Source organism: Streptomyces antioxidans (assembly GCF_000968685.2).
In the GTDB taxonomy this organism is placed as follows: Bacteria; Actinomycetota; Actinomycetes; order Streptomycetales; family Streptomycetaceae; genus Streptomyces; species Streptomyces antioxidans.
The window spans coordinates 52,807-72,344 of record NZ_LAKD02000070.1; the positions used below are offsets into that span (position 1 = coordinate 52,807).

Below are 19,538 nucleotides of genomic sequence, written 5' to 3' on the forward strand. Positions count from 1 at the left end.
ATGCTGCACAAGATATCTACGGGCGTGGTCACGAAGAGCCCGGATTCAGCCCGCGCGTATCTCCTGTTGATGCGGCTGGACCGGCCCACGGGCTATGTGCTCTATCTGCTGCCAGGGCTGTGGGCCGTCGTCCTCGCCTCCGGGCGACGGCCGGACCTGCTGACGGTGGTGGTTGTCGCTCTCGCCGCGGTGCTGGTGCGCGGCGCGGCCTGCGCGGTCAACGACGTGGTCGACAGGGAGGTCGACGCCCGGGTCGCCCGTACCGTGTCGCGTCCCGTCGCGTCGGGGACGATCAGCGTCGGGAACGCGCTCCTCTTCGCCGCCGCACAGGGCGTGGTCGCACTGCTGATCCTGGCGGTGGCGAACGTGGAGGCGGCCCTGGTCGCCGGGGCCTCGTACCCGTTGATCGTCGCGTACCCCTATATGAAACGCATCTTCTTCTGGCCCACGGCGTTCCTGGCGCTGGTGATGAGCTGCTACGTGCTGATCGGCTGGACGGCGGTGACCGGGAGCGCCGACTACCCGCCTGAGGTGTACGGCCTGTACGCCGGCGGGGCCTTCTGGACCCTGATTCACGACGCGATCTACTCCCATCAGGACAAGGAGTACGACCGGAACATCGGAGTCAAGTCTTCCGCCCTGCTGTTCGGCGACGCCACCAAGGCGTGGCTGGCGATCTTCGGCGTGCTCAGCATCGGTGGCGTCCTGTGGGCCGGTTCCCAGGCGTCGATCGGGTGGGCGTTCTACCTGATCGTCCTGGGCGCGGGAGCCTTTCTGTCCTATCTGGTCGTACGTGTGGACCTGGACGAACCGAAATCGTGCTGGGACGCCTTCGTCTCCAACACGTACTTCGGCTGGATCGTTCTCGCGGCCGTGGTCGCCGGGCAGTTCACATGAAGGATGAGCTACGCGTGACGGATTCGATGTGGCAGGGGAGCGGCGTCGACCTGGACGCCTATCTGACCCGTGTGGGCTACCAGGGCGACGTGGCTCCGGACCTCTCCACGCTGCGGGGTCTGCACGCCGCCCACGTCGACGCGATCGCCTTCGACAACCTCGACGCGGTGCTGGGGCGGCCCGCGGTGCCGCTGGACCTGGACAGCCTCCAGGAGAAGATCGTGCGACAGGGCCGCGGCGGCTGGTGCCTGGAACAGGTCGTCCTGGTGGCTGCCGTGCTGGACCGGATCGGCTTCACGTTCTCGGCGTTCGCGGGCAGAACACGGATCCGCACCGGGAACAAATTCGGTCCCGCGCTCCACGTCGCCCTGTGTGTGCAGCTCGACGACGAGCGCTGGCTCTTCGACGTGAGTTTCGGCGCGTACGGGCCGCATGTCCCCATCCGCCTCGCGGAGAACGCGCGACTGGACGGCGAATGGCCCTTTGACCTGGTGCGGGAACCGAATGGTGCATACGTGCTGCGGTTTCTGCGCCCCGAGGGCCCGGCGGAGCTCTACGGCTTCACCACCGACGCGCGCTATCCGTCGGACTTCGAGCTCCTCAACCACTTCTGCCTCACCCATCCGCGCTCGCCGTTCAACCACCGGATGGTCCTCCAGCGCACACAGCCCGACGTGAGGCACCTCCTCGCCGGCAGCACTCTCACGGAAATACGTCCCGGGGAGCCGGCGACCTTCCGGGAGCTCGACAAGGACGAGACGCTTTCCGCTCCCGGGGAGATCTTCGGGATCACCTTGGAACCGGATGACGTCCAGGCGCTCAGGAAAATCTTGGACGGTCCGTGATGCGTACCTTGCTGGTGGACAACTATGACTCGTACACCTTCAACCTGTACCAGTTGATCGCCGACATCAACGGCCAGGAACCCGTCGTCATGGTCAACGACGATCCGAAGCTGTCCGGCCTGCGGCTGGAGGACTTCGACAACATCGTCGTCTCACCCGGCCCCGGACGGCCGCAGCACCCCCGCGACGTCGGCCTCCTCGGCGACCTGCTGCGCCGCGCCACGCTCCCCGTGCTGGGCGTCTGCTTCGGCCATCAGATGATCGCGCACCTGGCCGGGGCGTCGGTGGTCGCCGCGCCCGAGCCGAGACACGGGTACCTCGCCAAGGTCTCCCACGAGGGAGATCCGCTGTTCGCCGGAGTGCCGAGTGAATTCGTCGCGGTGCGCTACCACTCGCTGTGCGTACGGGAGCCCCTGCCCGATGAACTCGTCGCCACCGCCTGGGCGGACGACGGTGTGCTCATGGCGCTGCGGCACCGCGAACTGCCGCAGTGGGGCGTGCAGTTCCACCCCGAGTCGATCGCTTCCCAGTACGGGCGCGAGATCCTGCAGAACTTCGCCCAGCTGACCCCGCTGACCCGCCGGACGCGGCACGGACAACGGCCGTCCGTCGCCGACACCCTCGCCGTCACCGCGCGGGCGGACGACACGCCCGGCGCGGCCGGGGAACTGGGGATCATCAGCACGGTCGTGCCGACCGCCGCCGATTCCGAGGCCATCTTCCTCAAGCTCTTCGGCGACACCCCCTACTGCTTCTGGCTGGACAGCAGCCGGGTGGAGGAAGGCCTGTCCCGGTTCTCGTTCCTCGGTGACACATCGGGCCCACTCAGCGAGGTCCTGACCTACCGCACCGGCAGCGGGACCGTGGAAGTGCGCGACGCGAAGGGCGTCGAGATCGTCCCCGGCAGCGTGTTCGACGTCCTCGAACGGCGGTTGCGCGAACGGCGCATACCCGACTCTGACCTGCCGTTCGACCTGAACGGCGGCTACGTCGGCTACTTCGGCTACGAACTCAAGGCCGAATGCGGGGCCACGGCCCGCCACACCGCAGAAACGCCGGACGCCAGCTGGATGTTCGCCGACCGGGTCATCGCCGTCGACCACCAGGAGGGACTGACCTACCTGGTGGCCGTCCACGACGAGCAGACCCGGCGCGACGCCCAGGAGTGGGTGGAACGGACGTCCGCGCTCCTGATAGGCCTGAACCCGGCCGCCGCCGAGCGGCCGCCGAGCGAACCCGCCGCCGCCCCGCCCCCGAACGCCGAGGAGTACCTCGGTCGCGGCCGGAGCCAGTACCTGGCGGACATCACGGAGTGCCAACGGCAGCTGAACCGGGGCGAGAGCTACGAGATCTGCCTGACCAACCAGCTGCACATGCCGTTCCATGACGACGACACGTCCTTCTACCTGAGGCTGCGCCGGGCGAACCCGGCACCGTACGCCGCGCTCCTGCGCCTCGGCGACGTCACGGTCTTCAGCTCCTCACCGGAGCGGTTCCTGCGCATCGAGAGGGACCGCACGGTCACCAGCAAGCCGATCAAGGGCACGGCCCCTCGCGACGCCGACCCGGTGCGCGACGCCGAACTGGCCGCCACCCTCGCCACGAGTGCCAAGACGCAGGCCGAGAACCTGATGATCGTCGACCTGTTGCGCAACGACCTGGGCCGGGTGTGCGAGGTGGGCAGCATCGAGGTCGACCCGTACCTGGCCGTCGAGAGCTACGAGACCGTGCACCAACTGGTCTCCACCGTGCGCGGACGGCTCGCTGGCGGGGCCAGCGCGATGGACTGCGCCCGGCAGTGCTTCCCCGGCGGGTCGATGACCGGGGCGCCGAAGCTGCGCACCATGGAGATCATCGACCGCCTGGAGACGGAGGCCAGGGGCGTCTACTCCGGCACCCTCGGCTACTTCGGCCTCTCCGGCGGCACGGACCTGAACATCGTGATCCGCACCGCGGTCCGCGTCGGTGACCGGTTGACCATCGGAGCCGGCGGGGCCATCGTCCTCGACTCCGACCCGCAGGAGGAGTACGAGGAGATGCTGCTCAAGGCGGCGGCGTCGCTCCGGGCCTGGCGTGCGCCGACGGTGTCCGACGTGGGCGGCTCCCCACGATGAACACGGCGACGGACCAGGGCGGCCGCCGGTGGTGGGACGCCGATCGCGGATGGTCGGCGGCCGACGCCGCCGGGACGGTGCTGGTCATCGACTCCTGGCTGGTGGACGAGGGGCGGGTGCGGGGACTCGACCGGCACGCCGAACGCTTCGCGACGGCCTGCGACCGGTTCTCCGGACCGGGAGCGGAACAGACGAACCGGTTCCTGCGGGCGGTCGCCGCGTCGTTGCCCGCGCGAGGCCGGTGGTTTCCCCGCGTGGAACTCGTGGAGACCGGGTCGGGAACGCGGCTGCGGATGTGGCTGCGCCCCGCGCCACCACGCACCGCGACGGTCCGGCTGTGGACCGGGGCGGGGCCCGACCGCCGGCGAGTGCCGACCGTCAAGGGCGCCGACCTGGACCACCTGGCGTCCCTGCGCGCTGCCGCGGCCGCGGCGGGAGCTGACGAGCCGCTTCTGGTCTCGCCGGAGGGGCACGTACGCGAAGGGGCGTCCACGAGCGTCGTCTGGTGGCGGGGCGACACGCTGTGCGGGCCACCCCCCGGCCCCGGCCTGCTCCCCGGGATCACCCGCGCCCTGCTCGGCGAGCTGGCCGGTGCGGCAGGGCACCAGGTCGTCACCGAGCTGGCCACCGCGCCGGACCTCGCCGGTGTGCCGGTCTGGACGCTGAACGCCCTGCACGGCATCCGGCCGGTCACCGAGGGGCTGGGCCGGTTCCAGGACACGGACGCCGCGGCGGCCGAGCGCTGGCAGTCGCGCCTGGCCGCGCTCGCCGTTCCGGCCGGCGCCGCCCCGATTCCCGTGGTGAACCCATGAAGGAGGTCTCCCGATGACCGCGGTACGTGAGGAGCCCGCGTACGAGCGCGACTTGCTGGTGCAGTTGACGCGCCGCTGGGGGAAGCGGGTGGCCGTCAAGAAGGACGAGCTCGACCTCGACGGACACTTCGACGAGGCGCTGCCGGACTTCCCCGAACACCTCGTCCCGGTGCTGGCACTGCCGGGCGCCGACCGGCTCGACCGGGACGCCCGCGAGCGCATCCTGTCGGCGGCGTGGATCTCCTACAACGCCAAGACCGCGGCCATCGAGGACGAGATCATCCTGCCGGCCTGCCGGCTGATGCTCCAGGAACGGATCCCCGTCCGCCGCGACGACGTCGCCGTCGACGCCCTGCACCAGACGATCATCGATGAGCACTACCACATCCTGATGTGCCACAACGCCGTCGGCGTCACCCGCAGGCGGCGCGGTCTGGAGGAGGTGCGGTTCGCTCCGGGCGTCTGGTCGGTCGTCCGGGGACTCGACGCGGTCCGCACCGGGCTGTCCGGGTTCGACCGCGACATCGTGGAGATCGCGTTCTCCCTGGCCGCCGAGACGACGATCAGCGGTTTCCTCTCCACCCTCGCCACCGCCCAGGAGATCCAGCCGATGAACCGGATCACCACCGATCTGCACCGGCGGGACGAGAGCGGACACGCGGTGGTGTTCCGCGAGTTGTGCGGCTCGCTCTACCGGAACCTGGACGGCGCACAGCGGCGGATGTTCCGCGAAGCGCTCGTCACCGGGCTGACCGCGTTCCGCTCCGCGGACCTGGACCCCTGGGTGACCGTGGCGGCCCAGGGCGGCTTCGAGATCGACACCGGTCAGCTGAGCGAGTGGGCCGCGTCCCGTCCGGCGCCCGCGCGGGACACCGGACCGTTGCAGCTGCTGCTAGACGACCTGGGCATCAGCCACGACCTCGTCCAGATGGTCCGGCGCTGACCGCCCCGCACCGCCCAGCCAGGAGAAGCGGACGGAGACCATGTTGCCCCTCACCGGCGAAGCGGCCGCGCATTGGCGGACACTCGTCGCCCATCAGCGGCCGGAGTGGCCCAGCCTGGCCGAGCTCGGCGAGGTGACGGATCACCTGGCGGCCTCGCTCCCGTTGGTCACGCCACAGGAGTGCGACACGCTCACCGCACGGCTCGCCCAGGCGGCAGAGGGCGAAGCGTTCCTGCTGCAGGGTGGCGACTGCGCCGAACGTTTCGACCGCCTCTCGACGCGGGCGATTCACGGCAAGCTGCGGCTCCTGCAGCAGATGGCCCTGATCCTGACGCACGCGTCGGCGGCGCCGGTGGTCACGGTGGGCCGGATGGCCGGGCAGTACGCGAAGCCCCGATCCCGGCCGACCGAGACCGTCGACGGGCGCACGCTGCCGGTCTACCGGGGCGACGCGGTAAACGGCACCGGCTTCAGCCAGGCCGAACGACGGCCGGACCCGGTCCGGCTGCTCCGGATGTACGACGCTTCGCGCCACACCCTGGACGTCATGCGCGCGTTCGCCCGTGGCTCCACCGACCCGCGCCAACTGCACGAGGAGAACCAGGACTTCGTCGCACGCTCACCTGCCGGTGAACGCTACGGCGAACTCGCCAGTCGCATCGGCCGGGCACTGTCCTCACAGGAAGCGCGCGGCGGCGGTCCGTTGCGCACCACGGAGGTGTTCGCCAGCCACGAGGGACTGCTGCTCGACTACGAGGCCGCGCTGACCCGCGAAGACCCGCGTTCGGGTCGAAGATACGCGGGCAGCGGCCACATGCTGTGGATCGGCGACCGCACCAGACAGCCGGACGGCGCCCACGTCGCCTACTTCGCGACCATCGACAACCCGATCGCGGTGAAGCTGGGCCCCGCCACCACGCCCGCCCAGGCGCTGGCCCTGATCGACCGCCTCGACCCCGACCGGCGGCCGGGCCGGCTGACGTTCATCGTGCGCATGGGGGCGCACCGGGTGCGGTATCTGCTGCCGGAGCTCGTGGAGAAGGTCACGGCGTCCGGCGCGCCGGTGGTGTGGGTGTGCGATCCGATGCACGGCAACACCTTCGAGGCGCCCAGCGGGCACAAGACCAGGCGGTTCGACGACATCCTCGCCGAGGTCGCCGGTTTCTTCGAGGTGCACAAGGCGCTCGGCACCCACCCCGGCGGACTGCACGTGGAGCTGACCGGCGAGGACGTGACCGAGTGCGTCGGCGGCGGCGCCGATCTGGGCTTCGACGACCTGCCCCGCAGATACGAATCGGCGTGCGACCCGCGCCTCAACGAAGGCCAGGCGCTTGACCTGGCCTTCCAGGTAGCCGAGATGTTCACCCCGGGAGCGACCGTCACCCGGCGCTGAGCCGCACCGGCATACTGGCGCTCATGTGCAGCCACTTCGATCACCGTCGCACCGGCCTCGCGGGTGTTCCCGCGGAGGGCGCCAGTCGGTCCGCGGGCGGGACCGCCCTCGTCACCGGGGCGTCGCGGGGTCTGGGTGCCGCGATGGCACGGCGGCTGGCCGCTGACGGGTGGAGCGTCGCGGTCAACTACAGGTCCGCGGCGGAGGACGCCTTGACCGTGGTGCGGGACATTCGTGCCGGAGGCGGGACGGCGGAGGCCTTCCGCGCGGATGTCACGGACGAGGAGTCGGTCGCCGACCTCATCGAGCAGGTGACGGCATCGCTGGGTCCGGTGGGCGTGCTGGTCCTCAACGCCACCGGCCCGCAGCCTTCCGTCGCCGTGGAGGACCTCACCTGGGAAGCGCACCTGGACCAACTGCGGTTCTTCGTCAAGAGCCCCACCCTGCTGCTGCGCGCCGCACTGCCGGGGATGAAGACCCTCGGCGGCGGCAGAGTCATTCAGATCGGCTCCGACGCCTTCCACCGGGCGTTGCCGGGCATGTCGGCATACGTCGCGGCGAAGGGTGCGCAACTGGGCCTCACCCGTTCGTGGGCGCGGGAGTTGGGACCGCACAACATCACCGTCAACCTGGTCGCCCCGGGGTGGGTCCCCGTGGAGCGTCACGCGTCCGCCACGCAGGAGGAGTTGCGGGCCTACGCGTCTGAGGTGCCGCTGCGCCGCACGGGCACCCCCGCTGAGGTCGCCGCCACCGTGTCCTTCCTGGCTTCTGACGCCGCGGGGTTCATCACCGGGGAGTGCCTGTCCATCAACGGAGGGCACACCATGGGCTGATGAAAGTGCGGCCGACGGGACGGCCGTCCGGCAGTGCGGAGCCGGGCCGGTGTCAGCGGCGGAGCCCCAGGGCCTCGCGGCCCGCGTACCGGGCCTGGCCGCCCAGCTCCTCCTCGATGCGGACGAGCTGGTTGTACTTCGCCGTGCGGTCGGTGCGGGACAGCGACCCGGTCTTGATCTGGCCGCAGCCGGTGGCGACGGCGAGGTCGGCGATGGTCGTGTCCTCCGTCTCGCCGGAGCGGTGGGACATGACGACCGTGTAGCCGGCGCGGTGGGCGGTGGCCACCGTGGCCAGGGTCTCGGTGAGGGTGCCGATCTGGTTGACCTTCACCAGGATCGAGTTGGCGATCCCGTCGCGGATCCCGTCCCGCAGCAGCGCCTCATTGGTGCAGAAGACGTCGTCGCCGGTGAGCTGGCAGCGCTCACCCAGCCGGGCGGTCAGGTCCCGCCAGCCGTCGTGGTCGTCCTCGGCCATCGGGTCCTCGATGGAGGCGACGGGGTAGCGGTCCACCAACTCCGCGAGGTACTGGGCGTGTTCGGCGGGAGTGCGGCGGACGCCCTCGCCCGTGTAGTCGTACACGCCGTCGTGGAAGAACTCCGAGCTGGCCGGGTCCATCACGAGGGTGATGTCGGTGCCGGGCCGGTAGCCGGTCTGCTCGATGGCGCGGACGACGAAGTCCAGGGCCTCCTCGGCGGTGCGCAGGTCGGGCGCGAAGCCACCCTCGTCGCCGACGTTCACGCTGTGGCCGGCGGCGAGGAGGGTGCCGCGCAGGGTGTGGAAGACCTCCGAGCCCATGCGGACGGCCTCGGCGGAGTTCTCGGCGCCGATGGGCGCGATCATGAACTCCTGGAAGTCGAGCGGATTGTCGGCGTGGGCGCCGCCGTTGACGATGTTCATCATCGGGACGGGCAGCAGACGGGCGTCGACGCCACCGATGTAGCGGTACAGCGGCAGGCCGTGGGAGGCGGCGGCGGCCTTGGCGGTGGCCAGGGAGACGCCGAGGATCGCGTTCGCGCCGAGACGCCCCTTGTCGGCGGTGCCGTCCAGGCCGATCAGGGCCGCGTCGACGGTCGCCTGGTCCTCGGCGGCCAGGCCGACGACGGCGTCGGAGATGGAGTCGTTGACGGCGTCGACCGCGCGGCGAACTCCCTTGCCGTGGAAGCGGACCGGATCGCCGTCGCGGAGCTCCACCGCCTCGCGGGCTCCGGTGGAAGCGCCGGAGGGTACGGCCGCGCGGCCGAGCGATCCGTCCGAGAGGACGACGTCGACCTCGACGGTGGGGTTGCCCCGGCTGTCGATGATCTCGCGTCCGACGACCCGGTTGATGACGACGGGCACGGTGTGACTCCTCACGTCCGGTCCGCCGCACATCACGACGGAGTCAAGTTCCACCGAGAAACAAAGTGAGTCCTGAAAGAGAACTTACTATGGGCGCATGAGGATGCACAACGCCGACGAGACCTGCGGCATCGCCCAGGCCGCCGTGGTCCTGGGGGACTGGTGGAACGTGCTGGTGCTGCGCGAGATCGCCCGCGGACATGTCCGTTTCGACGCGCTGGCCGCCGAGATCGGGCTGTCCCGCAACGTCCTCACCGAGCGGCTCGGCCGGCTCGTCGCCCGTGGGGTGCTGCGCCGCAGCCTCTACCAGCGACGCCCGGTGCGCTATGAGTACCTGCTCACCGACGCCGGGGCCGCGTTGCTGCCGCTGCTGGTCGCGATGCAGGACTGGGGCGACCGGTGGGTGCTCGGTGACGGCGGCCTCACCGCCACCGCGTCCGACGACGGAGCCGAACACGCGCGCGTACACGCCCTGGCAGGCAATCGCCTCCCCGACGACCTGCGCCTGCCCGGGACACCGGGCCCCGATCTGCCCCTGGTCTCACCGGACGCCGCTGCGACCGTGCTGTTCACCTACCCCGGCACGGGGGTCGACTGGGGCGAGCCGCCGATTCCCGGGGCCCGTGGCTGCACCCTGGAGCACCGGCTCTTCCGTGACGCCTGGCCCGGCTTCCGGCGGGCGAACGTGGACGTACGAGGGGTCAGCACCCAACTCGTCGCCGAACAGCGGCGGTTCGCCGATGCCGAGGACGTCCCCTTCCCGCTCCTCTCCGACACGGCCCACCAGCTGGCGGCGGCCCTGCGGCTGCCGACGTTCCGCGGCGCGGGCCGACTGCGCCACAAACGCCTGATCCTGATCGTGGACGCCGAACGGACCGTGCGGCACACGCTGTTCCCGGTCGTCGACCTACCCGGCGCGGTGGACGAGAGCCTGCGTCTGGCCACGGAGTGCGCCCGCAACACCTGGTTCCCCGCCCGCAACGCCTGATTCCCCGCCCGCCCATCCCTGTTGAAGGAGACTCCGCCCCATGACCGACCGGCCGGTGCACCACCTCTTCTCCTGCGGCACCCTGCGGATCCCCGCAGTCCAGCTCGCCCGGTTCGGCCGCCTGCTCGACGGCAGACCGGACGCCCTTGTCCCGCCGGACTCGGACGACGCCGTCGAGGGCCAGGTCTTCGCGATCAGCGATGTCGAACTGGCCGCGGCCGACACCTATGAGGCCGACGGCCACGCCCGCGTGGAGACGACCCTGCGTTCGGGAATCCGGGCGTGGGTGTATCTGGACCGCACGAGCGGCAAGCCACTGGGCGTACGGGAGTGGCTGCGCGGTCTCGAAGTGTTCGCCGGGCCGCTGTCGGACTTCGACCCGGCCGACGCCCCGGCCGAGCCGGTCGACCTGTTCCTCGGCTGGCTGCACGAGGCCGTCGCGGCCGGAGTGCCCGACGCCCACGCCATGACCCTCTCGACGGTCGGAGAGGACGGCCACCCGGACGCCCGCGTGCTCATCCTCAAGAACGTGGACCACGACGGCTGGCAGTTCGCCGTGCACGCGGGCAGCCCCAAGGGCCGTCAGCTGGCCGATCGGCCGAGCGCCGCCCTCACCTTCTACTGGCCGCCGCAAGGGCGACAGGTCCGCGTGCGGGGCGGTGTCGAGCCCGCACCTCCCGGGCGCAGCGCCGCCGACCTCCTGGCTCGCTCGCCCGCCGCCCGCGCCGAGGTCCTGCTGGGCCGCCAGAGCGACCCCGTGGACAGCCGCGCGGCACGCGATGACGCCTTCCGTACGGCGCTGGCCCGGATCGAGGCGGAGCCCGGTCTGGTCAGCCCCCAGTGGACGCTCTACACCCTCGTTCCCGGACAGATCGAGTTCTGGCAGGCGGACAAGGACCGCCTCCACAACCGGCTCCGCTACACGCGCCCCGACCGCCACACCGCCTGGGAGCACCACGTGCTGTGGCCGTAGCCCGCGGGCGCGGTGACGCGTGAACGGGCACGCCGCGCCCGCCGCGCAGTCGCCCGGCCGGGGCGTCTCAGGGGAGCGTGACCGGCGGGTAGTCCTCGGTGTAGGAGTCGCCGCCGGTGCCGTAGTAGGTGCAGGTGCGGGCCTCGGTGTCGACGTCGTACCAGACGATCCCCGCGTCCCAGCAGCCGCGGATGAACTCGGGGAACGTCGTCTCACCGGCCTGGTCCGAGCGCAGCGCCGCGATCAGGGCGGCCTCGTCGAACCGCGGCGCGAGCGCGAAACCGGTGGCCAGCGGCTCGCCCTGGACCACGACGTCACCGTGCTCGGTCAGATACAGGAAGGCGTTGGCCGGGACGGCCATGCGGCAGTGGGTCACCCCGGCCCGGCGCAGGCTCTCGGCGAGGTAGGGGAAGCCGCCCGCCTTGGGACGGGCGGCCTCGCCGCGTTCCAGGGCGGCTCGCAGGTGGTCGATCGCATCGGTGGTCATGGGGTCTCCCAGAGGTGGTTCCGGAGGGTCATGGCAACATCAGGGGCCTGGCAACATCCTGGCACATCGACAACATATTGTCGTTCTGGTGTGAGGGGAAAGTGATCCGGGATACACGCTCCGACCCATTGACGCCCGTCCCGCAAACCGGTTTAGTGAGCGCCGGTCGACCCGCTAAACCGGTTTGAAACCCGTGATGGCGCGCCAACCGCACGGAGAACGCGGAAAACGCGGAAAACGCGGAAAACGCGGAAAACGCGGAAAACGCAGAGAACGAGGAGCGTCATGGCTCGCAGGCCCACCATCGCCGACGTCGCACGACATGCGGGTGTCTCCCGCACCTCCGTCTCGTTCGCCCTGAACGACCGGCCCGGGATCGCCGAGGAGACCAAGGAGCGCATCCTGGCCGCCGCGGCGGAGCTCGGCTGGACCCCGAGCCGTCCGGCCAGGGCCCTGTCGCTCGGCAAGGCGGGCGCCTTCGGTCTGGTGCTCGCCCGCGACCCCGATCAGATCGGTGCCGATCTGTTCTTCCCCGCGTTCATCGCCGGTGTCGAAGTGGCCCTCGGCGAGCGCGGCGACGGGCTCATGGTGCACCTCACCACTCCGGAGCGCGAGGAGTCGGTGTACGAGCGGCTGGCCGCCGACCGCCGGGTGGACGGGGTGCTCCTCACCGATCTGCGGCACGAGGACCCGCGGCCCGCGCTGACCCACCGGCTCGGCCTGCCAGCGGTCGTGGTCGGGCAGAGCGAGTGGAGCGACGGACTGACCTCGGTGGGCCTGGACGACCGGCCCGCCTATGTGGCGGCGGTGCGCCGCCTCGCCGAGCTCGGCCACCGCCGTATCGCGCATGTCGAGGGCCCCCAGGAGTTCCGCCACGCACACCGGCGCCGGTCGGCCTGGGAGGAGACGCTGGGCGACCTCGGACTGCCCCCGGGCCCCGTGCTGCCGGGCGGCTTCACCGCGGAGGGCGGTGCGCGGGCCACCCGCGAACTGCTGTCGCTGGCCGAGCCGCCCACCGCGATCGTCTACGGGAACGACCTGGCCGCGACGGCCGGGCTGTCCGTGGCCCAGGAGCTCGGCGTTCCGGTGCCGGAGCGCCTCTCGGTGGTCGGCTATGACGACAACCCGCTCACCCGCTATACCCATCCCCCGCTGTCCTCCGCCCGCGCCGACGCGCGCGGCTGGGGAGAGGCGGCGGCCCAGGCGCTGGACCGGGTGCTCGCGGGCGAGGAGGTGGCGCACGTCGTGCTGCCGCCCGCCGAGTTCATCCCCCGCGCCTCGATCGGCCCGGCGCCCCGGCCCTGACGACGGGGCGCCGGGCCACCGGGGCGCGGCAAGGAATTCCCGTCCGGCGACGAGGCCGGGCGTGAACAGTTCGGAGAGTCTTCATGCTGAGGAGAACGGCGTACGCACTGCTGGTGCTCGCTCTCGCGGGCGCCACCACCGCCTGCGGCCGGTCGGCCGTCGACCCCGGGGCCGCCCGGGGCGCCCGCGGACCCATCACGGTCTGGCTGTCGAACAACGCCCAGGAGGTGGCCTGGGGGAAGACCATGGTCGCCGCCTGGAACAGGAGCCATCCGGGCCAGCGCGTCACGGCCCAGCAGATCCCGGCGGGCAAGACCTCCGAAGAGGCCATCAGCGCCTCGATCGTCGCGGGGACCAGCGCCTGTCTGGTCTTCAACACCTCGCCCGCCTCGGTGCCGACCTTCGAGAAGCAGAACGGCCTGGTGCCGCTGAGCGACTTCCCGGACGGTGACGCGTACATCAAGAAGCGCGGCGGCGCCCTCACCGAGCAGTACGCGTCGCAGGACGGGAAGTTCTACCAACTGCCCTGGAAGAGCAACCCGGTGATGATCCTCTACAACAAGAAGATCTTCAAGAAGGCCGGGCTCGACCCCGAGCACCCCCGGCTGGCGACCTACGCCCAGTTCCTGGAGACCTCCCGCACCCTCGTGCGCAGCGGCGCCGCGAAGGCCGCGATCTGGCCCGCGCCCAGCAGCGAGTTCTTCCAGTCCTGGCTGGACTTCTACCCCGCGTTCGCCGCGGAGAGCGGCGGCAGGCAGTTCATCGAGGACGGCAGGGTGCGGTTCGACTCGACGGCCGGCCGGCGGGCCGCCGCGTTCTGGCGCACGCTGTACGCCGAGAAGCTCGCCCCGCAGGAGCTCTACCCCGGTGACGCCGTGAACGACGGGAAGGCCGCGATGGCCACCGTCGGCCCCTGGGCCGTCTCCGCCTACAAGGACAGCGTGGACATCGGGGTGGCCCCGATACCGACCGCCGCCGGAAAGCCGCCCGGGGACACGTACTCCTTCAGCGACGAGAAGTCCGCCGCGATGTTCAGCGCCTGCCGCAACCGGGCCACCGCCTGGGACCTGCTGAAGTTCGCCACCTCGGCCGAGCAGGACGGGACGTTCCTCGACGCCACCGGGCAGATGCCGATGCGCGAGGACCTGACCGCGCGCTACCCGGCCTTCTTCGCGAAGAAGCCCCTGTACAAGGTGTTCGCACGACAGGCCGAGCGGGTCGTGGAAGTCCCGAACGTACCGGGCTCCATCGACATCTGGCAGGCGTTCCGCGCCGAGTGGACCAAGTCCGTCGTCTTCGGTGACGGCTCCACCGATGCCGCGCTGCGCAGGGCGTCCGACAAGATCACCAAGCTGCTCGACGAGTACGGAGACCCGTCATGACCGACTCCGCCCTCACCGCCACCACTGGGCGCCACACGTCCCACGGGGACACGGCACCCCGCCACGGACGGTTCCGCTCCGGGACCGGGGCGCTGTTCGTGACCCCCTACGTGCTGTTCCTCGTCGTCGTGTTCGCGGTCCCGCTCGGGTACACGCTGTGGATCTCCGTCCACCGCTTCTACTTCACCGCCCCCGGTACCCACGCCGACGCGCCGTGGGTGGGGCTGGCCAACTACCGGGACGTCTTCACCGATCCGGTGGTGGGCCGCGCCTTCCTGAACATCGCCGTCTTCCTCGTGATCAACGTGCCGCTCACGGTGCTGCTCGCGCTTGTCCTGGCCTCCGCGCTGAACGCGAAGATACGTTTCCGCACCTTCTTCCGCGCCGCCTACTACCTGCCGTACATCACGGCGAGCGTCGCACTGGTCGGGGTGTGGCAGTTCATGTTCGGCACGGACGGTTTCGTCAACCACCTGCTCGGCCCGCACGCCCCTGACCCCTCGTGGCTGGTCAACTCGCACCTCGCGATGCCGATGATCGCCTTCTTCGTCACCTGGAAGCAGCTGGGCTTCTTCGTGATGCTGTACCTCGCCGCGCTCCAGAACGTCGGCGCTGAGCTGTACGAGGCGGCCTCGGTCGACGGGGCGGGCCGGGTACGGCAGTTCTTCTCGGTCACGGTGCCCGGGGTGCGGCCCGCGACCACCCTCGTCGTCATCTACGCGATCATCACGGGCGCCAACCTCTTCAGCGAGCCCTATCTGCTGACCGGCGGCGGCGGGCCGGACCACGCCTCCACCTCGCCCGTGCTGCTCATGTACCAGAAGGGCATCGAGCAGGGCCATCCGGACTTCGCCGCCGCGCTCGGCGTGGTGCTGGTGGGCTTCGTCCTCGTCATCTCGCTGGCCGCCCGCAAGCTCACCGAGAGGGGCAACTGACATGACCGCCTCCATCACCAACACGGACGGCTCGGCGACGGGCGGCGTGGCCGAGGACGTTCCGGCCAAGGGCACCGCGGACCGCGTACGGCCCGGCGGCAGGCGCGGCGCCCGGGGGACCGCCGGTACGTACCTCCTGCTCACGCTGGGCGCGGTCGCCTTCCTCTTCCCCTTCTACTACATGGTCGTCGGATCCCTGCGGACGACCACGACCGGAGACCTGTCCTCCGCCGTGCCCGGCGGGCTCACCGGCGGCAACTACACGGCGGTCAACGGGGCGATCTCGCTGGGCCGCTCGCTGCTCAGCTCGGGGATCATGACCGTGGGCGTCCTGCTGTGCACCCTGGTCTTCGGGGTGCTCGCCGGCTACGCGCTGGCCCAGCTGCACTTCCGTGGCCGCGGCACCGTGTTCGCCGCGCTGCTGCTGGTGCAGATGGTGCCCTTCCAGCTGCTGACGCTCCCGCTCTACGTCCTCGTGGTCCGCGACTACGGGCTCGGCGACAACTACATCGGGATGATCCTGCCGTTCGCGATCAACTCGACGGCCGTGTTCCTGTTCCGGCAGTTCTTCCTCCAGATGCCGCAGTCCCTCTTCGAGGCAGCCCGCATCGACGGCGCGGGCGAACTGCGCATCCTGTGGCGGATCGCGCTGCCGATGGCCCGGCCCGCCGTGCTCACCGCGATGCTGCTCACCTTCATCGGCCCGTGGAACGAGTTCCTGTGGCCGTTCCTCGTCACGAAGGACGCCGACAAGCAGCCGCTGGCCGTGTCCCTGGCCAGCTTCCTGTCCAACCTCCAGGGCACGGTCGCCAACCCGGCCGGGGCCCTGCTGGCCGGGGCCTGTGTGCTGGCCGCCCCGGCGGTGGCCCTGTTCCTGCTGTTCCAGCGCCACTTCACCTCGACCGATATCGACTCCGGAGTAAAGGGCTGATTCCCCCCATGAGCACTACCGGCACTACCGGGACCACCGGCACTACGGGCACCACCAGTACCACCGGCGCCGCCGCGCGCATCCCCTATCGCCTGGTACGCAAGGGCCTGGTCATGTCCCCGCTGCCCGGCGAGGCCAACGAGGCCGAGGGGGTGCTCAACCCGGCGTCCGGGCGCACCCCCGACGGGCTTCTGCACCTGCTGCCGCGGCTCGTCGCCGAGGGCAATGTCTCCCGCGTCGGCCTCGCCGAGGTCACCTTCACCGACGGTGTGCCCAGCGGTGTCGAGCGGCGCGGCGTCGTCCTCGCACCCGACGAGGGCTGGGAGCGCGGCAAGGGCAACGCCGGTGTCGAGGACCCCCGCGTCACCTGGATCCCCTCGCTCGGCAGGCATGTGATGTCCTACGTCGCCTACGGACCGCTCGGCCCGAAGCCGGCGCTCGCCGTGTCCGAGGACCTGGCCGAATGGACCCGGCTCGGCCCGGTCCAGTTCGCCTACCAGCCGGACCTCGACACCGATCTCAACCTCTTCCCGAACAAGGACGTCGTCCACTTCCCCGAGCCCGTGCCAGGACCGGACGGCGAACCCGCCTACGCGATGCTGCACCGTCCCATGTGGGACCTCGGCTGGTTCCGGCCAGGCGAGGGGGTCCACCTGCCCGCCGGGGTCACCGACGAACGGCCCGGCATCTGGATCTCGTACGTCCCCGTCGCCGAGGCCGAGGCCGACATCCGTGCCCTGGTCCGCCCGCGCGCCCACCGCCTCGTCGCCCTGTCCGCGCACCCCTGGGAGGAGCTGAAGATCGGCGCGGGGCCCGCCCCGATCCGGGTGCCCGAGGGCTGGCTGCTCATCCACCACGGCGTCTCCGGCCACATCGAGGACCCCTTCGTACCGAACCAGAAGGTGTCCTACGCGGCCGGTGCCATGATCCTCGACCCGGCCGACCCCGCGAAGGTCCTCGCCCGCTCCGAGGAGCCGCTTATGGCGCCCGAGACCGAGGAGGAGCGCACCGGCACCGTCCCCAACGTCGTCTTCCCGACCGCTGTCGAGGAGGTCGACGGGGAGCTGTACGTGTTCTACGGCATGGCCGACGCGCACATCGGCGTCGCCCTGCTCGAGCGCACGGCATGACCTCCGCTCCGGTCCCGCCCGGTCCCGGTCCGGTCGGCGCTGAACGGTCCGTACCGGGCGCCGGTGCCGGACCGCAGGTCCGGGAGTCCGCATGAGCTGGTGGCGGGATGCCGTCTGCTACGAGGTGTATCCGCGCGCGTTCGCCGACTCGGACGGCGACGGGACCGGTGACCTCGCCGGGGCGGCCGCGCGCCTCGGCCACATCGCGGAACTGGGCGCGGACGCCGTGTGGATCACGCCCTTCTATCCGTCGCCGCTCGCCGACGGCGGATACGACATCGCCGACCACACCGGCGTCGCCGCGGACCTCGGCAGCCCCGGGGACTTCGACCGGCTCACCGCCCGCGCCCATGAGCTGGGCCTGAGGCTCATCGTCGACCTCGTGCCGAACCACACCTCCGACCGGCACCCCTGGTTCCGGGAGGCGCTGGCGGCGGGGCCCGGCTCCGCCGCGCGCGAACGCTATCTGTTCCGCGCCGGACGCGGCCCGTCCGGCGCGCTCCCGCCCAACGACTGGCAGTCGGCCTTCGGCGGACCCGCCTGGACCCGGGTGGCCGACGGCGAGTGGTACTGCCATCTGCACGCCCCCGAACAGCCCGACCTCAACTGGCGGGATCCGGGGGTCCGTTCCGCCTTCACCGGCATCCTGCGGCACTGGCTGGACCGGGGCGTGGACGGCTTCCGCGTCGATGTGGCGCACGCCCTGTTCAAGGCCGAGGGGCTGCCCGACGCCGGGCCGGGACAGCACGGGGACCCGCGGCGCAACCACCTCATGCCGTACTACGACCAGGAGGAGCTGCACCCCCTGTACCGCGAGTGGCGTGCCCTGCTGGACAGCCATCCGGCGCCGCCCGGCGCGGTACCGCCGCACGAGCGGGTGATGGTCGCCGAGTCCGCCGTGTTCGACCCCGACCGGCTGGCCCGCTACATCCGGCCCGACGAGATGCACCAGGCGTTCAACTTCGCCTTCCTGGAGGCCGCCTGGGACCCGGCGGAGCTGCGCCGCGTCATCGACGCCTCGCTGTCCGGCCCCGGTGGCGGACCGGTCACCTGGCTGCTCTCCAGCCATGACGCGGTCCGGCCGGTGACCCGCCTCGGCTCCGCCGCCCGCGCCCGCGCGGCGGCCCTGCTCATGCTCGCACTGCCCGGCTCCGCCTACCTCTACCAGGGCGAGGAACTCGGCCTGCCCCAGGCCGCCGTACCCGACGACCGCGTCCGCGACCCGCTCTGGGAACGCTCAGGACACACCGACCGGGGCCGCGACGGCTCCCGCGTACCGCTGCCCTGGTCCGGCGACCGGGCCCCGTACGGCTTCACCACCGCCGCACCCGAACACACCTGGCTGCCGCAGCCGGACGACTGGGCGCGGTACACCGTGGCCGCCCAGGAGCGGGACCCCGGCTCGACGCTCGCCCTGTACCGCGCCGCCCTCCGGCTGCGCCGCGCCCACCCCGCGCCGGATCCGGCGGCCCCGCCCCACTGGTACTCGGCGGCCGGGGATCCGTACCTCGCGTTCCGGCGCGGCGCGCTCGGCTGCGTCGTCAACCTCGGTACGCGATCGCTGTCCCGGGCCGCGCTCGGCGTACCGGGCCGCGCGGTACTGGCCAGTGGCCCCCTCGATGGCGACGCGCTCCCGCCCGACACCGCCCTGTGGCTCCTCGACACCCCCGCTCCGCGGCATCCGCCGGACGTGCCGCCCGGTCCGCCACGGATATGATGACAACGGTCGCACAGAGCGACAATCTGTTGTCGATCGGGGAGATGAGGCCGCGTGCCCGACGAGATGGCCCTTCTGGTCGCCGACGTCTACGAGGCGGCGGGTGTACTGCGCCGGTCGGGGGAGGCCGTCGCCGCGGCGGAGGGGCAGACCCAGGCCCGATGGCAGCTGCTCAGCGTGGTCTCCGACAGTCCGCGGAGCGTGGCCCAGGCGGCCCGCCGGCTGGGCATCTCCCGCCAGGCAGCACAGCGGGTCGCGAACGACCTGGTCCATGCGGAACTGGCCGCCTTCCGGCCCAACCCCGATCACCGCAGCTCCCCGCTCCTGGCCCTCACATCCGCCGGCGAGGACGTCCTGGACAGGATCACCGCCCGCGCCGCCGAGGCCCACGAGGCGTTCGCGCGGGGCATTCCGCCGGAGGAGGTCCGCGCGGCGCGCGCACTGCTGCACCGCCTCGTCGAGCGGGTGCGAGACCACGAGGACGAGGGCGCTCGCGCTCGGAACGCGCGGTGAC

Annotated in this window: 18 protein-coding genes; 16 read left to right on the forward strand and 2 right to left on the reverse strand. The window is 71.4% G+C overall.

Annotated features, from left to right (window positions below):
• Genes VT50_RS24935 through VT50_RS24965 form a run of 7 tightly spaced genes read left to right on the forward strand, consistent with a single transcriptional unit; the run spans position 1 to position 7,837 of the window.
• Positions 1-897 (forward strand): UbiA family prenyltransferase, encoded by an 897-nt coding sequence (locus tag VT50_RS24935; protein WP_046088440.1) that lies wholly within the window; start codon positions 1-3, stop codon positions 895-897.
• Between the two features lie 14 nt (positions 898-911).
• Complete coding sequence (locus VT50_RS24940; protein WP_046088439.1) at positions 912-1,742, forward strand: arylamine N-acetyltransferase family protein; 831 nt, start codon at positions 912-914, stop codon at positions 1,740-1,742.
• Complete coding sequence (gene pabB, locus VT50_RS24945; protein ID WP_206269478.1) at positions 1,742-3,856, forward strand: aminodeoxychorismate synthase component I; 2,115 nt, start codon at positions 1,742-1,744, stop codon at positions 3,854-3,856. The genes VT50_RS24940 and pabB overlap by 1 nt, the downstream gene beginning before the upstream one ends.
• Entirely contained in the window at positions 3,853-4,668 is an 816-nt protein-coding gene (locus VT50_RS24950; RefSeq protein WP_107424881.1) for an aminotransferase class IV, read from the forward strand. The genes pabB and VT50_RS24950 overlap by 4 nt, the downstream gene beginning before the upstream one ends.
• A gap of 13 nt (positions 4,669-4,681) precedes the next feature.
• Entirely contained in the window at positions 4,682-5,611 is a 930-nt protein-coding gene (locus VT50_RS24955; RefSeq protein ID WP_046088436.1) for an AurF N-oxygenase family protein, read from the forward strand.
• Between the two features lie 40 nt (positions 5,612-5,651).
• Complete coding sequence (locus VT50_RS24960) at positions 5,652-7,004, forward strand: 3-deoxy-7-phosphoheptulonate synthase class II (protein WP_046088435.1); 1,353 nt, start codon at positions 5,652-5,654, stop codon at positions 7,002-7,004.
• A gap of 23 nt (positions 7,005-7,027) precedes the next feature.
• The gene (locus VT50_RS24965; protein ID WP_078840857.1) at positions 7,028-7,837 is read left to right on the forward strand and encodes an SDR family NAD(P)-dependent oxidoreductase; all 810 of its coding nucleotides are present in this window, start codon (positions 7,028-7,030) and stop codon (positions 7,835-7,837) included.
• A 52-nt stretch (positions 7,838-7,889) separates the two neighbouring features.
• Here the strand turns inward: VT50_RS24965 and eno are convergent, their stop codons facing one another.
• Positions 7,890-9,176 (reverse strand): phosphopyruvate hydratase, encoded by a 1,287-nt coding sequence (gene eno, locus VT50_RS24970; protein ID WP_240529303.1) that lies wholly within the window; start codon positions 9,174-9,176, stop codon positions 7,890-7,892.
• A 97-nt stretch (positions 9,177-9,273) separates the two neighbouring features.
• On the opposite strand from eno, the gene VT50_RS24975 reads away from it, so the two are divergent.
• Complete coding sequence (locus VT50_RS24975) at positions 9,274-10,164, forward strand: winged helix-turn-helix transcriptional regulator (protein WP_046088434.1); 891 nt, start codon at positions 9,274-9,276, stop codon at positions 10,162-10,164.
• A gap of 40 nt (positions 10,165-10,204) precedes the next feature.
• On the forward strand, positions 10,205-11,137 hold the full coding sequence (locus tag VT50_RS24980; protein WP_078840856.1) for a pyridoxal 5'-phosphate synthase: 933 nt from the start codon (positions 10,205-10,207) through the stop codon (positions 11,135-11,137).
• A gap of 67 nt (positions 11,138-11,204) precedes the next feature.
• Here the strand turns inward: VT50_RS24980 and VT50_RS24985 are convergent, their stop codons facing one another.
• Positions 11,205-11,624 carry a DUF1398 family protein gene (locus VT50_RS24985; RefSeq protein ID WP_046088433.1) on the reverse strand — a complete coding sequence of 140 codons (420 nt, stop codon included), beginning with the start codon at positions 11,622-11,624 and terminating at the stop codon, positions 11,205-11,207.
• Between the two features lie 285 nt (positions 11,625-11,909).
• Between VT50_RS24985 and VT50_RS24990 the strand changes: the two genes are divergently transcribed.
• From VT50_RS24990 to VT50_RS25020, 7 genes are all read left to right on the forward strand, one after another.
• Positions 11,910-12,929, forward strand: a complete 1,020-nt coding sequence (locus tag VT50_RS24990) for a LacI family DNA-binding transcriptional regulator (protein WP_046088432.1) — start codon at positions 11,910-11,912, stop codon at positions 12,927-12,929.
• 83 nt (positions 12,930-13,012) lie between these two features.
• Positions 13,013-14,311 carry an extracellular solute-binding protein gene (locus tag VT50_RS24995; protein WP_046088431.1) on the forward strand — a complete coding sequence of 433 codons (1,299 nt, stop codon included), beginning with the start codon at positions 13,013-13,015 and terminating at the stop codon, positions 14,309-14,311.
• Complete coding sequence (locus tag VT50_RS25000) at positions 14,308-15,246, forward strand: carbohydrate ABC transporter permease (protein ID WP_046088430.1); 939 nt, start codon at positions 14,308-14,310, stop codon at positions 15,244-15,246. Before VT50_RS24995 ends, VT50_RS25000 begins: the two co-directional genes overlap by 4 nt.
• Position 15,247: 1 nt before the next feature.
• Positions 15,248-16,177, forward strand: coding sequence for a carbohydrate ABC transporter permease (locus tag VT50_RS25005; protein WP_078840855.1), 930 nt, complete (start codon positions 15,248-15,250; stop codon positions 16,175-16,177).
• A gap of 8 nt (positions 16,178-16,185) precedes the next feature.
• Positions 16,186-17,307 carry a glycoside hydrolase family 130 protein gene (locus tag VT50_RS25010; protein ID WP_420822222.1) on the forward strand — a complete coding sequence of 374 codons (1,122 nt, stop codon included), beginning with the start codon at positions 16,186-16,188 and terminating at the stop codon, positions 17,305-17,307.
• 91 nt (positions 17,308-17,398) lie between these two features.
• Entirely contained in the window at positions 17,399-19,024 is a 1,626-nt protein-coding gene (locus tag VT50_RS25015) for a glycoside hydrolase family 13 protein (protein ID WP_046088429.1), read from the forward strand.
• A gap of 54 nt (positions 19,025-19,078) precedes the next feature.
• Positions 19,079-19,537: a MarR family winged helix-turn-helix transcriptional regulator gene (locus VT50_RS25020; protein ID WP_046088428.1), complete on the forward strand. Its 459-nt coding sequence runs from the start codon at positions 19,079-19,081 to the stop codon at positions 19,535-19,537.
• Position 19,538: the final 1 nt, after the last annotated feature.

Coding starts and splice junctions, on each gene's coding strand:
- VT50_RS25000 (WP_046088430.1), top strand. CDS start 14,308: ATGACCGACTCCGCCCTCACCGCCACCACTGGGCGCCACACGTCCCAC.
- VT50_RS24935 (WP_046088440.1), top strand. CDS start 1: ATGCTGCACAAGATATCTACGGGCGTGGTCACGAAGAGCCCGGATTCA.
- VT50_RS24985 (WP_046088433.1), bottom strand. CDS start 11,624: ATGACCACCGATGCGATCGACCACCTGCGAGCCGCCCTGGAACGCGGC.
- VT50_RS24965 (WP_078840857.1), top strand. CDS start 7,028: ATGTGCAGCCACTTCGATCACCGTCGCACCGGCCTCGCGGGTGTTCCC.
- VT50_RS24950 (WP_107424881.1), top strand. CDS start 3,853: ATGAACACGGCGACGGACCAGGGCGGCCGCCGGTGGTGGGACGCCGAT.
- VT50_RS25010 (WP_420822222.1), top strand. CDS start 16,186: ATGAGCACTACCGGCACTACCGGGACCACCGGCACTACGGGCACCACC.
- VT50_RS24990 (WP_046088432.1), top strand. CDS start 11,910: ATGGCTCGCAGGCCCACCATCGCCGACGTCGCACGACATGCGGGTGTC.
- pabB (WP_206269478.1), top strand. CDS start 1,742: ATGCGTACCTTGCTGGTGGACAACTATGACTCGTACACCTTCAACCTG.
- VT50_RS24975 (WP_046088434.1), top strand. CDS start 9,274: ATGAGGATGCACAACGCCGACGAGACCTGCGGCATCGCCCAGGCCGCC.
- VT50_RS25005 (WP_078840855.1), top strand. CDS start 15,248: ATGACCGCCTCCATCACCAACACGGACGGCTCGGCGACGGGCGGCGTG.
- VT50_RS24995 (WP_046088431.1), top strand. CDS start 13,013: ATGCTGAGGAGAACGGCGTACGCACTGCTGGTGCTCGCTCTCGCGGGC.
- VT50_RS24980 (WP_078840856.1), top strand. CDS start 10,205: ATGACCGACCGGCCGGTGCACCACCTCTTCTCCTGCGGCACCCTGCGG.
- VT50_RS24955 (WP_046088436.1), top strand. CDS start 4,682: ATGACCGCGGTACGTGAGGAGCCCGCGTACGAGCGCGACTTGCTGGTG.
- VT50_RS25015 (WP_046088429.1), top strand. CDS start 17,399: ATGAGCTGGTGGCGGGATGCCGTCTGCTACGAGGTGTATCCGCGCGCG.
- VT50_RS24960 (WP_046088435.1), top strand. CDS start 5,652: ATGTTGCCCCTCACCGGCGAAGCGGCCGCGCATTGGCGGACACTCGTC.